General features: G+C 63.1%; 8 protein-coding genes and 1 pseudogene. 5 read left to right on the top strand and 4 right to left on the bottom strand.

Going from position 1 to position 13,656, the window contains the following annotated elements; translation table 11 throughout:
- Positions 1-39: 39 nt before the first annotated feature.
- Both AB4Z15_RS05785 and AB4Z15_RS05780 read right to left on the bottom strand, forming a co-directional pair.
- Positions 40-2,853 (bottom strand): aminotransferase class I/II-fold pyridoxal phosphate-dependent enzyme, encoded by a 2,814-nt coding sequence (locus AB4Z15_RS05785; protein WP_442016480.1) that lies wholly within the window; start codon positions 2,851-2,853, stop codon positions 40-42.
- Between the two features lie 17 nt (positions 2,854-2,870).
- Positions 2,871-4,321 (bottom strand): annotated as a pseudogene (locus AB4Z15_RS05780) (amino acid permease).
- Positions 4,322-4,709: 388 nt separating this feature from the next.
- On the opposite strand from AB4Z15_RS05780, the gene AB4Z15_RS05775 reads away from it, so the two are divergent.
- The 5 genes from AB4Z15_RS05775 (at position 4,710) to AB4Z15_RS05755 (ending at position 11,607) form a co-directional block, all read left to right on the top strand.
- On the top strand, positions 4,710-6,326 hold the full coding sequence (locus tag AB4Z15_RS05775) for a PucR family transcriptional regulator (RefSeq protein ID WP_442016479.1): 1,617 nt from the start codon (positions 4,710-4,712) through the stop codon (positions 6,324-6,326).
- 6 nt (positions 6,327-6,332) lie between these two features.
- The gene (locus AB4Z15_RS05770) at positions 6,333-7,244 is read left to right on the top strand and encodes a glutaminase (RefSeq protein WP_442016478.1); all 912 of its coding nucleotides are present in this window, start codon (positions 6,333-6,335) and stop codon (positions 7,242-7,244) included.
- A 122-nt stretch (positions 7,245-7,366) separates the two neighbouring features.
- Positions 7,367-8,644 (top strand): uroporphyrinogen-III C-methyltransferase, encoded by a 1,278-nt coding sequence (cobA, locus tag AB4Z15_RS05765; protein ID WP_442016477.1) that lies wholly within the window; start codon positions 7,367-7,369, stop codon positions 8,642-8,644.
- A 36-nt stretch (positions 8,645-8,680) separates the two neighbouring features.
- Complete coding sequence (locus AB4Z15_RS05760) at positions 8,681-10,147, top strand: FAD-dependent oxidoreductase (RefSeq protein ID WP_442016476.1); 1,467 nt, start codon at positions 8,681-8,683, stop codon at positions 10,145-10,147.
- An 80-nt stretch (positions 10,148-10,227) separates the two neighbouring features.
- Complete coding sequence (locus AB4Z15_RS05755) at positions 10,228-11,607, top strand: MBL fold metallo-hydrolase (RefSeq protein ID WP_442016475.1); 1,380 nt, start codon at positions 10,228-10,230, stop codon at positions 11,605-11,607.
- A gap of 89 nt (positions 11,608-11,696) precedes the next feature.
- On the opposite strand, the gene AB4Z15_RS05750 is transcribed toward AB4Z15_RS05755, so the two are convergent.
- Entirely contained in the window at positions 11,697-12,377 is a 681-nt protein-coding gene (locus AB4Z15_RS05750; protein WP_442016474.1) for a FadR/GntR family transcriptional regulator, read from the bottom strand.
- Positions 12,374-13,654, bottom strand: coding sequence for an MFS transporter (locus AB4Z15_RS05745; protein ID WP_442016473.1), 1,281 nt, complete (start codon positions 13,652-13,654; stop codon positions 12,374-12,376). Before AB4Z15_RS05745 ends, AB4Z15_RS05750 begins: the two co-directional genes overlap by 4 nt.
- Positions 13,655-13,656 lie beyond the last annotated feature (2 nt).

Genomic DNA, 13,656 nt, shown 5'->3' with positions numbered 1-13,656 from the left:
GCGAGCTGCTCAGGTATCCGCTCGCGAAGCTGTGCATCTCTACGAAGCCGCAGGCAGCCGCCCGATGCCCGCCGCTGCAACAGCCGATTCCGAGATGTCATCTTCCGAAACTGCAGACCGGTCCACGAAGACCCGGTAGCCACGTTCGTGATCGAAACCATGGATCTCGCGGGTGTCCAAGGCCGCCATGAACTCCAACGTCTGCCGGGTAATGACCTGGCCCGGCACGAGGATGGGGAAACCGGGCGGGTACGGAGTGACGAAGCCGGCGGAAATGACTTCCTGCCCGGCCCGCACTGCACGGGCAAGCTCGTCGGCGGACAAGTAGGCCGTGGATTCGGGCTTATAGCTTTCGAAGTAGGCAGCACGGATGTCGCCGTCTTCACAGGCCTCGTCCACGCGGAACCGGGCCGCGAACGTGCTGAAGTCCGGAAGCGGCGGCGTCTGTCCAACCACCGCTGATCCTCCGGGCACAGAAGACACCACCGAAGACACGTTCGAAGACACCGCCGAAAGCACGGGCACCGTGCGGGGTCGCGATGAGGGATGCGGGTTTTCGAATCCCTCGGCGAGTTTGACCAGGACCTCGATCAGGTATGCCACGGAACTCCGCGAGGTGCCGATGTTGGTCATGAACAGCACAGTGTTCCGGGACGTCTTGTTCACCTGGATCCCGTGATCGTCCATGAGGTAGCTGTGGCGGAACGTGTCGCCGTCGATCCCTGTCCTGCTGATGTCCAGCGTGAGGCGGCTCGGATCAATGACGAACTCATCGCGTTGCCACGCGTCCTCAAGTTCCGCCAATCCCTCCCGCAGCGGCATGGCGGCGCTGGTTTCGCGGTACTGGGGCTCAATAAGGTCCCGTGAGGTCAATACCCGGAAGTATTTCTTCAGCAGCGGATGCCGTGCGACGGCTTGTGCCACAGAGACGGCGAGGTCGGATTGCTTCTGGACCAAACCAAAACCTTCAAGCTCCACCTGGCGCCGACCAATGTCCAGGGAAGCCAGGATTTGATAGTTGGGTGAGGTGGAGGTGTGGGTCATGTACGCCTCGCGGAAGGACTCCTGGTTGGACGCCATGAAGTCTTGGTCGTACACGTGAATCATGGAGCCCTGACGCAGGGACGTCAGGGTCTTATGCGTTGACTGGGTGGCGTAAATCCTGATCCGCGCCTTCGCAGGGTTGGGAATCAGCCGCCTGTTCAGCCACGCCTCGTCATCAAGGGGTTCACCGGTGACCGGGTCATGCAGGGCCGCTTCTTGTTCGGCATACCGGGCCGCGTAGGCAGGGTTGCTGAAGGAAGCTTCCAGGGCAGCTGCTGAAACCATACCCGTTCGACGCCGGTAGATCGGGTGGGAGCGGGCGAAGGCAAACCATGCCTCGTCCCAGAGGAACACCAGGTCAGGTTTGATGGCCAGGCATTCCTCCATGACCCGCTCGACGTCATAAACGATGCCGTCAAAGGTGCAGTTGGTCAGCGTGACCATTTTGACTTCGTGCAGCCGTCCGGCCCTCCGGTACTCAAGCAGCCTGCGCTTCAAACTGGCCAAGGGCACAGCGCCATAGAACGCGTACTTGTCCAAGGGGTAGGCATCCAGATATGAAACGCGGGCACCGGCGAGCACAAAGGCGTAGTGGTGGGACTTGTGGCAGTTCCGGTCAACCAGCACAACGTCACCAGGGGCCAGCAGGGATTGATGAACGATCTTGTTGGCCGTGGACGTGCCGTTGGTAACGAAGTAGGTTCTCTGCGCTCCGAAGGCCCGGGCGGCCAGGTCCTGCGCCTGCTTGATGGATCCATGCGGGTCCAACAGGGAATCGAGGCCGCCGGACGTTGCCGAAGTCTCCGCCAAAAGCAGGTTTGTCCCATAAAAATCGGCCATGTCGCGGATCCAGGGGGAGTTCCCAACGGATCCGCCACGCGAAATGGGCAGCGCGTGGAAGACGCTTGCAGGCCGGCGGCTGTAATCCAGCAGGGCTGTGAAGAACGGAGCCTCGTATCGTTCTGCAACCCCGGACAACAGGGACAAGTGCAGGTCCAGGTGATCCTGCCTGCGGAAAATCCTCCGGAACTTCCTGGTCAGCGATCCGGCCAGGGACTCGATGGAGACGCCTGCAACCAGGTAGACGTCCAACTCAGGCCTCAGCCCGGATATTTCCTCGGCCAGGCCCAGGATCCGTTTGACTGGTCGCAAGGCCTGCAGGCCTTCGGGAGTGTGCCCGGCCAGGAAGCGGCGGAGGTCGCTGCCCAGCTGCTGGGAGCTGCGAACCGAGAAGCCCGGACGCAGGATCACCGCTTGGATATCGGGGTTGAGCAGGACGGCGACCAACGCGTCTTCGTAGCTGGGGACCACATTGATTTCGTACGTGAAAGCATCCGATGGGCGGCGCTGGGCTGCCATGTTGTTCTTGAGCGACTCAGCTTCCTGGGCCGTGATGTTGTCCACCACCAGAACCTCAAAGCGAGGACGGTCAGCCTGCTCGGCTTGTGCAACCTCGTCCTCGGACGACTCCTGGAGACCGCCGGAAACTGAACCTTGCTCCGCTCCGGAAGCCAGAGGAAGGTGCGCCAAACCGCCCAGAAGTTCCAGCGCGGCGTGGGGGTCGCCGTCGTCGACCAATTGGCGCAACTGGGCCACAGCCGCAACGCCCGGCTCCGCCCAGTAGGGCTCCACGGCATCCAGGAGCGCGAAAGTGCGGCTGATCTGGGAATGCAAGCCTGAATCGGAGGAGGAGTGAAGGTCCAAGACCAGCTGCTTGATGGCATATCCCAGGAACTCCCAAGCATCGGCGCGCGACCGCCAGGCGCGGCTGGGCGTGCCAATTTTTGGAAGGGGGGAGAGGGTGCTCATGTGACGTGTTTTCTCTTTCAAACTGAGGGCGGGTTCAAAGCGGACTGCTCATTGCGGATTCGGCCCCGGTGGGCATACCAGCCACCCACGAGCAGCGGTGCCAGTACCAGCAGGGAGGCGAGCACCCATCGGCCGGTTTCCGAGAAGCCCATGGTTATGAGGACAAAGGCCAGGAATCCGAGGGTGAGATAGGAAGTAAAGGGGCGCCGAAGAGCCGGAACGCAGGCCGCGTGACTCTGCCGCTCCGCACCCACGCCTGCAACTTAATGTGGCAGAGCATGATGGTGGCCCAACCGCCGATGATGCCCAGCGCCGAGACCTCGAGCACGATTTCGAAGACCTGAGACGGAACGATCGCATTCAGGCCAACGCCCATCAACGTGATGACGGCGGTCAGCAGGATGCCGCCGTAAGGGACACCGGAAGCGCTGATGCGTGCGGTGAAGCGGGGAGCCGAGCCCTTGATGGCCATGGAACGCAGGATCCGTCCGGTGGAGTACAAACCGGCGTTGAGGCTTGAGAGGGCGGCCGTCAGAACCACGAAGTTCATCACAGAGGCAGAGATCGCGGCCGCCTGGGGATCGCCCAGGTGGGAGAAGAAGGTCACGAAGGGCGATTCGCCGGACTTGTAGGACGTGAAGGGCAGCAGGAGAGAGAGCAACAGGACGGAGCCGACGTAGAAAATGCCGATACGCAGAACCACAGTGTTGACGGCCTTGGGCATGACCTTGTGCGGGTTGGCAGTTTCGCCGGCTGCGGTGCCCACCAGCTCAACGGCTGCGTAGGCGAACACGACGCCGCTGATCGCCAGGAGCGGTGCCACCGCGCCCGTGGGGAAGAGGCCGCCGCTATCGGCAATGACGTTCAGGCCGGGAACGCCCACATCCGTCCTGCCACCAAGGACAATGAAGCAGATGCCGACGACGAGGAAGGCCACCAGCGCACCCACCTTGATGAGCGCGAACCAGAACTCCATCTCGCCGAAGATCTTCACCGACACGAGGTTCAATGCCAGCACTACCACCAGTGCGATGAGGGCGATGAGCCACTGCGGGACGTCATTGATCGGCTGCCAGAACTGGCCCCAAAACTTCACGTACAGGGCCACCGCCGTGACATCCACAATGGAGGTCATGGCCCAGTTCAGGAAGTACAACCAACCAGCCGTGTAGGCCATTTTCTCACCGTAAAACTCACGGGCGTAGGAAACGAACGAGCCCGAGGCCGGGCGGTAGAGAACCAGCTCGCCCAATGCGCGCAGGATGAGGAAGGCAAAAAAACCGCACACCGCATACACCAGGACCAGGCCCGGGCCTGAACCGTTGAGACGGCCGCCTGCTCCCATGAAAAGCCCCGTGCCGATCGCGCCGCCTATGGCGATCATTTGGATCTGTCGGGGCTTGAGGGTCTTCCGGTAGCCCGATTCTTCCGTTGAGAAATCCTGGCCTGGCTCCTGGCCGACAAGCAGGGTGCCGGCCTCATCGGACCGGTCGGGCGCAGCAGAATGCTCTGAAACTGACGTGGGTATCACTTGGGGGTCTCCTTTGACTCCGGCGCCGCCGTCGGCAGCTCAACAGCCCCAAACGGCACAGACGTGTTCTCTGACACGGCGCAACACACAGTGTTTGTGGCGTTGGGGACAGTAAATAACTCTAGATCTCAGGCGAATCGCGCAAATTGGCTGGCGAACCAAATTCAGGGCCCGGCTCTTGTGCTGGCTGGACAACACTGGTGTCCTGAAGGCCCGGTAATGTTTCTGGCTGTGCGCGATTGCGCAGGAGCATGGGCAGGACTTCTTCAATGGCGAAGGACGTCCGGTTGACCCGAACTGAATACGAGAGGAAGCGATAGCTTCGTTGAAGGCCCTGGACATTGACGACGACGGCGTCGTCACCTTGCTGAGCGATGTACTTGAAGACCTGGGCGTGGACAACGCACGCTTGTTGCTTGCCCCGGACGCGGACAACCTGACGGTTCGTGAAACGGTCATTGTGGATGCAGAAGACGAGGATGCGACTCGCCCTGGGTCCTTGGTGATGCTCATCGGTGCCCGTGGACGTGTGGCGCTGCCGGCAATCCGGCGGATTATCAGCGACAGGCCCACGGCCGTGGCGGTCAAGGGCAACGAACGTGAACTCGAAGCCGTGGCGGAACTGCTCCAATCCACAGGGATCGGATTGGTGGCCGTAGCCCCCGGCCTTCGCTGGGACAAGTTCGAAAGCGTCGCTGTGGACCGTATCCGGGAACGCGGTGTTTCCGGGGAGAATCCCACCACGGTGCATAGGGACTTGTTCGCCATCGCCCAAACAACGGCAACGCTGACCAACGGCCACGTCGTCATCGAGGATCCGGGAAACAGGGTCCTTGCCTACTCGCCTGCGTCCAACGATGTTGATGAGCTCCGGCGCCTGTCCATCCTCGCGCGGCGCGGACCCGAGCGGTACCAGAAACTCCTCAAGGAATCAGGCGTCTACAAGCACCTTCAGGCCACCGAGGAACCCGTCCATGTGGACGCCAACCCTGAGGCCGGCCTTCGGGAACGCGTGGCCATTGGCATCCATGCCGGAAGCCGTGTGATGGGCTACATCTGGCTGCAGGAAGGCGCGGAGCCGTTGGCCGCGAACACCGACAGGCTGATGATTGGCGCTGCCCGGCATGCAGCGATTGAACTGGTGCGGCACCGGAACCAGCAATCCCAATCGATGCGGGAAGACCGGGTGTCCAGCCTCCTCAGCGGTACGGCACAGGTTCACTCACAGGCCCAGTCGGCGGGGATCGACCCCTCGAAGCCTGCTGCCTTGGTGCTGATTTCGGCAGGGGGATTGGACCAGAGCGCCCCCGGTCAACAGCTCCGCCGGGGTGAGCTCTCCAACCTCGCGTCCATCCACGCGGCGGCGTACCGTCCGGGAGCAGTGGTGGGAGCCCTGGGCACGGAAACAGCGATCATCCTGCCCGATCTGGACCCGGTGAAGTCACTGCCCGCCATCAACCGGCTGGTCAACACGATTGTGCGTGACGCCACCACGCACCTGCACTTCCAGGTCCAGGCGGCCGTTGGCCCGATTGTTCCACGGCTGGATGCACTCTACGCCACGCTTGACCATGTGCGCAGCGTCCTCAAGGTGCTGCAGAGCACGCCGTCGATCCGTGTTGCCTCGTACAGGGATGTGGAAACCACGGTCCTCACCAACGAACTGCTGGATCTGCTGGAAACCCGGAAAGGGCTCCGGCACCAGGGCATAGCCAAGCTCTGCGACCGGTATCCGGAGTTCGCTCTGACGCTGCTTACGTACCTCGAATTCTTTGGGGATGTGAACCGCTGCGCCGAAGAACTGGCCATCCACCGCAACACCGTCCACTACCGGCTCCGGCGAGCGTGCGAAGAGGCTGGCCTGGACCTGCAGTCCGCAGACGAACGATTGCTTGCCCATCTCCAGATACGACTTTGGACCTACGCAGAGGCCAGGAGCTAGAACCCCTTGGATATCCAGAATCTCCTCGACGACATCGTCGGGGCAGTACAGCCGCACGTCGGCCAGGGCAACGTGGCCGATTACATTCCCCAGCTGGGAGCCGTAGACCCACACCAGTTCGGCATCTCCGTCGCAACCAGGGACGGTGACGTCTACTCTTCAGGGGACGCGCATGTGCCCTTCTCCATTCAGAGCATTTCCAAAGTGTTCGCGCTCGCCTTGGTGTTGGCCTTCGACGGCGATGGCATCTGGAAGCGCGTCTTCCGCGAACCTTCGGGCAACCCGTTCAACTCATTGATCCAGTTGGAGAGCGAAGAAGGGATTCCCCGGAACCCCTTCATCAACGCCGGCGCGATCGTCGTCAGTGACCGGCTCCTCAGCGTCACGGGAAGCGCAGCCCTGGCCGTCCGGGACCTGATGCGCCGCGAAACCGGTAACCCCACTGTGGCCGCGGACCACTATGTAGCGGCCTCGGAACTCCGAAACAGCCACCGCAACGCCTCCCTTGCACACTTCCTTGCCAGCTGCGGCAACCTGGAGAACCCCGTGGAAGCCGTCCTCGAGTCCTATGTGGAGCAATGCGCCCTGGCCATGACCTGCGAAGACCTGGCGCTCGCAACCCGGTTCCTGGCCGCCAACGGTGTTGGAGCGGACGGCACCCGGCTGCTGTCCCCGGCACAGACCAAACGGATCAATGCCGTCATGCTCACGTGCGGGACCTACGACGCCGCCGGGGAATTCGCCTACCGCGTGGGCCTTCCGGGAAAGAGCGGTGTCGGGGGCGGAATCGTCGCGGTGGTCCCCAACAAATGCGCCATCAGTGTGTGGAGCCCGGGCCTTGGGCGGTCCGGCAACTCGGTTGCAGGTGTGGCTGCCTTGGATGAATTCACGACGCGTACGGGCTGGTCTGTTTTCTAGCGGTTTCCGGACATTTGCCGGCGGAAACAAGGGATGACGCGTATGTGACGCTGGATTACCCAGCGTTACCGGGTGTTTCCGAGCCTTTGAAGCATGTTACGGGCCCGCCCTACAGTTTTTTTATGGCAATACAGGACATTTACCCCACGGCACTGCGGCTGCTCGGCCGCCCGGTGCTGGTTGTGGGCGGCGGGCCCGTCGCGGAGCGCCGTGCCAAGGGACTGCTCGACGCCGGTGCGAAAGTCACCGTAGTCGCTCCCGTTGCCTCCGAAAACCTCCGCGGACTCGCCCACGCCGGACTCCTCACCTGGGAGCCGCGCGAGTACCGCACGTCAGACCTCGACGGCGCCTGGTTCGTTCAGACCGCCACCGGGACTGCCGCTGTGGACACCCAAGTAGCAGCCGACGCCGAAGCGCAGCGCATCTGGTGCGTCAACGCTTCGGACCACGAATCATCAGCTGCCTGGACGCCCGCCGTTGCCGTGGTGGATGACGTCAAGATCGCCATCAATGCAGGGGGAGACCCTCGCCGCGCCATGGCGCTCCGCGATGCTGTTGCCACTGCCCTGGAAACTGGAGACCTGCCGCTCCGTCGTCACCGCAAGCCGGACGCTGCCGGCAAAGCGCCTGCTGGTTCTGTAGCACTCGTTGGCGGCGGCCCTGGGGACTCGGGACTCATCACAGTTCGCGGTCGACGCTTGCTGGGTCAGGCCGACGTCGTGGTTGCTGACCGTCTTGGCCCGCGTGAGCTGCTCAAGGAACTTGCTCCCGATGTCCGCGTGATCGAGGTCGGTAAAACGCCCGGCCATCACCCTGTGCCGCAGCTTGAGATCAACCGCATCCTCGTGGACGAAGCCCTCAAAGGCAACCGCGTGGTCCGCCTCAAAGGTGGCGACCCCTACGTCCTGGGGCGCGGCGGCGAGGAAGCAGAGTTCTGCCGCCAGAACGGCGTCGAGGTTGAAGTGGTGTCCGGTGTGACGTCGGCCATTTCTGTTCCTGCCGCTGCCGGTATCCCCGTCACGCATCGCGGTTTGGCCAAGGGTTTCAGCGTCGTGACCGGTCACGAAGAGCTTTCCGAGGTCCCCGCCCGACCGGATCACACTGTGGTTTTGCTCATGGGTGTGGCTCAATTGCGCGATTCCGCGGTTGCCCTGGCTGGCTCGGGTCTGCCTTTGGACACTCCAGTAGGTATCGTTGAGAACGGGTATTTGCCGGATCAGCGCGTCACGATCGGCACGTTGGGATCCATCGCGGACCAGGCTGAGGCCGTCGGCGTGGCCAATCCCGCGGTCATCGTGATCGGCGATGTGGTCCGTGTCAGCCCCTTCGCCCCACAGCATTTCAAGACCGCTGACTACAGCACGATTACCCCCAACCGTCCCCGCGTCCGCAGTAACTGAGTCCGCACCAACTGAACAAGAAGAAGGAACACAGCCGTGTCAATTAGCACTCCCGTAGGTTCTGCGGACCGTCCGCTTCGCGTCGCCGTCATCGGCTCCGGCCCTGCCGGCGTGTACGCAGCAGACATCCTGACCAAGAGCGAGGCCGTCAAGAGCGGCGAGCTCAACGTCAGCATCGACCTCTTTGACCGCTACCCGGCACCGTATGGCCTGATCCGCTACGGCGTCGCTCCGGACCACCCCCGCATCAAGGGCATAGTCAACGCCCTGCACAAGGTCCTGGACCGCGGCGACATCCGCTTCTTCGGCAACGTTGACTACGGCACGGACATCTCCATCGAGGACCTCCGCAAGCACTACGACGCCGTCATCTTCGCCACCGGCGCCATCAAGGACGCGGACCTGAACATCCCGGGCATCGAGCTCGAGGGTTCCTTCGGCGGCGCCGACTTCGTCTCCTGGTACGACGGACACCCGGACGTTTCCCGCGAATGGCCGTTGGACGCAAAGGAAATCGCAGTCCTCGGCAACGGCAACGTGGCCCTCGACGTCGCCCGCGTCCTGTCAAAGCACGCCGACGACCTCCTGGTCACCGAAATCCCGGACAACGTTTACGCTGGCCTGAAGAATTCCCCGGTCACGGACGTCCACGTCTTCGGCCGCCGCGGCCCGGCGCAGGTGAAGTTCACCCCGCTGGAACTCCGCGAACTCTCGCACTCCAAGGACGTAGACATCATCCTCTACGCCGAGGACTTCGAATTCGACGAAGAGTCCGACCGCCAGGTCCAGACGAACAACCAGACCAAGACCATGGTTGGCACGCTCACCAACTGGATCGCCGAGCAGCCCGAGGACCTCTCCGAGCTCAAGGCTTCGCGTCGCCTCCACCTGCACTTCCTGCACAGCCCGGTTGAGATCGTTGACTCCCCGGAAACTCCGGGCAAGGTTGCCGGCATCAAGTTCGAGCGCACCGAGCTGGACGGCACGGGCAACGCCCGCGGCACCGGCGAGTTCGTCGACTACCCGGTTCAGGCCGTGTACCGCGCCATCGGCTACTTCGGTTCGGCCCTGCCGGACGTCGAGTTCGACCACAAGAAGGGCGTCGTGACGAACGACGGCGGCCGCGTCCTGGACGCCGACGGCCAGCACGTGCCGGGCCTCTACGCAACGGGCTGGATCAAGCGTGGTCCGGTCGGCCTCATCGGCCACACCAAGGGCGATGCCCTTGAGACCGTGACGTACCTTCTGGAGGACCGCGAAAACCTGCCGTTCGCCGACGTTCCCGCGGCAGACGCCGTCGTGGATCTGCTCGACTCCCGCGGCGTGCAATTCACCAGCTGGGAAGGCTGGCTGGCTCTGGACGCCCACGAGCTCGCGCTCGGCGCGGCAGCCACCGAGGCCGGCGGCTCCCACGGTGTTGAGGTCACGCGTGAGCGCATCAAGGTTGTGCCGCGCGAGGACATGGTCAACATCTCCCGTGACGGCGTGGCAGCCGAAGTTTAATTTCAACGCGGGGTCACTTATGTACCTTTCCGGGCTTCCGGATGGTGCTTAAGTGACCCCGCGTTGCTTTAACCTGAGGTATGGACGTCGTCGTCATCGAAACACCCCAGTTGGGGGACCGGAGCTACCTGGTGCACGACGGCCGTGTGGCCTTGGTGATCGACCCCCAGCGGGATACTGATCGGATAGAGGCGGCGGCTGTTGAGGCTGGCGTCCGGATCACCCACGTGGCCGAAACCCACCTGCACAACGACTACGTCACCGGCGGTCTGCTGCTCGCTCAAGCGCACGGTGCCGCATACCTGGTCAATGCCGACGACCACGTGGAGTTCACCCGCGTTCCCGTCACGGATGGACAGGTGCTTCACGTCGGCCGGCTCACCGTGACGGTGGTTGCCACGCCTGGCCACACGCACACGCACCTCTCGTACGTAGTGCGGGACGACGCGCACGACGGCGGCCCTGAGGCTGTGTTTTCCGGTGGCAGCTTGCTCTACGGTTCAGTCGGGAGAACGGACCTAGTCTCGCCCCAGGACACCGCGATGTTGGCTCACGATCAGTATTCATCGGTCCGGCGACTCGTGGATTTGGCACAACCCGAGGCGTTTCTCTATCCAACACACGGCTTCGGTTCCTTTTGCTCCGTGGGGCCCTCCAGCAAGGTGAAGGCATCGACCATTGGCGAGCAAGCCGCCGCCAACCATGCCCTCACGGACCCCGACGAGGACCATTTCGTGGCCCAGTTGTTGGAGAACATCACAGCCTACCCGGCCTACTACGCACACATGAGCCCCCTCAATGCGGCCGGGCCCGGTGTGCCGAACCTGGAAGTACCTGATTCTGTGGACGCCGCAGAGCTGGGCCGGCGTTTGGGCGAGGGGGAGTGGGTGGTGGATCTGCGACACAGAGTGGCCTTCGCGGATAGCCATCTCCGGGGAAGCGTGAGCTTCGAGTATGGCAGGGGCGATAACTTCACCAGCTACCTCGGCTGGGTGATCCCTTGGAATCAGCCGCTTACCTTGCTGGGCCCGTTGGATGAGGTGGAGAAGGCGATCCGCGATCTGGCGAGGATTGGCATCGATAGTCCGGATGCCGCCGTCGGGCCTGAAGCGGGTGGTTCGGATATCGGTGCCTTGGCACCTGACCATCCACGGGCGAGCTACGAGCACGGGGACTGGGCTGCACTCTTCAAAGACCGGGAGCCTGAGGACGTGGTGCTGGACGTTCGCCGCCCGGAGGAATACAAGGCCTCGCACGTCAAAGAAGCCCTCAACATTCCGGTCTACGAGTTGCTCGGCAGGACCACTGAGTTGCCGGACGCCAGGATCTGGGTGCACTGTGCCACGGGGTACCGGGCGAGTGTCGCAGCGAGTCTCCTGGACCGGGCGGGACGGGACGTTGTCCTGATCGACGCGAGGTTCAAGGACGCGGCTGGGGTGGGAATCGAGACCGTGCCTTGAGACGTTGCTGCCCCGCTAAGCCGTGGTAGGGCAACAACGGATGAGCGGGTTGGCAACGACTTAGCGGCCTGGCGACGACTAACGAAGGGCTACCGCGGGGTCTTGTCGGCGCAGAAATCGAGGTTCCGGTAGACGCTCTGGACGGCGGCGTCGGGATCGTGGGCTTCCAGCGCATCCACCAGTTCGTCGTGGCCTTCCCGGGGGATACCGTTGAAGCCTTCCTTGCGTTGCTGGCGGAGGAGATCGTTGTGGAAGACCCCGCCAAAGGAGACATAGAGCTGATGCAGCAGCGGGTTTCCAGAAGCCAGGGCAACGCGTTCGTGGAATTCCCAATCGGAGCGCGCCCAGGTGGGGTAGTCCTCGGACTGCCAGGCGTCATGGCGCAGGGCCAGGAGGCGGCGCATCTCTGCGAGGTCTTCGACAGTTGCGTGCTTGGTAGCAAGCCGGGCCGCCTGGGTGTCCAAGCCAAGCCGCACTTCAACGATGTGTTCCTGGGTGTGCTCCAAGTACATTCGCTGGGCCGCGCCGGACATCTCACTGTTTGCACGCACGTACGTGCCGTCACCCCGGCGAACTTCGAGCATGCCCGAGTGCGCCAATGCCTTGATGGCCTCGCGGAGGGTTCCCCGCGAAACACCCAGGCTTGCCATGAGTTCAGGCTCTGCCGGGATGCGCTCCTGGAGCGGCCATTCGCCTGATTTGATCATGTCCCGCAGCTTGGCGGTGATCTCCTCGGCGAGGGCCGGGCGATGCGAAGGGGTTAGGGTCATGCTGTCCTCGGTCCGGTCTTTGTGGCAGTGCGCTTGCTCGTAAGCATGTGGCAAGTAACCATGAGCGCCACCGCCACGATGGACAGCAAGCTCAAGGGCAGCGCCCAGCCGCCGGTTGCGCTGTGGAGCAGCCCCATGCCAAAGGGGCCAATTGCCGCAATCAAGTATCCCAGTGATTGGGCGATCGTGGAGAGCGCGGTGGTTTCCGCCGTCGACCGTCCGCTGCGGCTGATGATTACCAGGACCAGCGGGAAGATCCCCAAGCCGAACCCAAAGAGCACGGCGGAAATGAACGCCAGGGAGGTCGGCAACCAGATCATCGCAGCAATGGCAACCAGCGTCGAGCTGCTGGCGAGGTAGAGGGCAGGCCGCAGCATTCCGGGCCTGGAACCGAAGGCAAGCAGGATCATGCCGGCGGCCACGGAGACCAACTGCATGACGCCAAACTGCAGCCCGCTTTCCGAGGCACTGAGGCCCTGGGACGTGAGGATGTAGGCGAACCAGCTCATCACGGCGTAGGCGAGGAAGGCCTGGAAGGTGAAGATGGCCGTGATCAGGATGCCCAGGCGGGTGCGTAGCAGGGGCCACATGGATACGCGCGGACGGTCCGTCTTAGTGGAGTTCCGGTGCGAGTGCAGGACCACCGGCAGGAAGCCGAGCAGCGCTGCGACACCCAGGATGCCCCAGGCAGCAAGGCCCATCGATGGCGAACCGAGCTGCTGCGCCAAGGGAACGCTCACGGCAGCCGCGAAGGTAGCGCCACCGGACATTGTGAAGGTGTAGAGGCCGGTCATCATGGAGGTGCGGTCCGAATAGTGCTCGCGAATGAACGACGGCATGGCCACGTTGCACACTGCAAGGCCGGACATCGCCAGAACTGTTCCGCCGAGCAGCGCACCGGTGGCTGGAACGCCACGCACCAGCAAGCCTCCAGCCAGCAGGGCCAGGGCGATGGCGATAGCCTTCTCGACACCCACGCGACGGGTCAGCCACGAGGTCCCCATCCCTGCAACCGCGAAGCACAGCAGCGGAATCGAGGGCAGGATTGACGCCACTAAGGCCCCGTAGCCCAGTACTTGCTGCAGCTCGTGGAAGAGCGCTGCGGCGCTGGTGATTCCGGCGCGAAGGTTCAGCCCAATAAGCACTACGGCAATGATGCCGACGACGGCGACGACGCGCGTCTTGGGGACTGCCAGTCGCTGGTTTGTTGCCGGGGCAGCAGTGGCAATCGTAGGGATGTTTCCTGTGGTGGGGTTAAGAGGGGTCGTCGCAGCCATAT

Origin of the sequence: Paenarthrobacter sp. 2TAF44 (assembly GCF_052114885.1) — a bacterium.
GTDB lineage: Bacteria > Actinomycetota > Actinomycetes > Actinomycetales > Micrococcaceae > Arthrobacter.
This window is presented reverse-complemented; position numbering and strand designations above follow the sequence as displayed.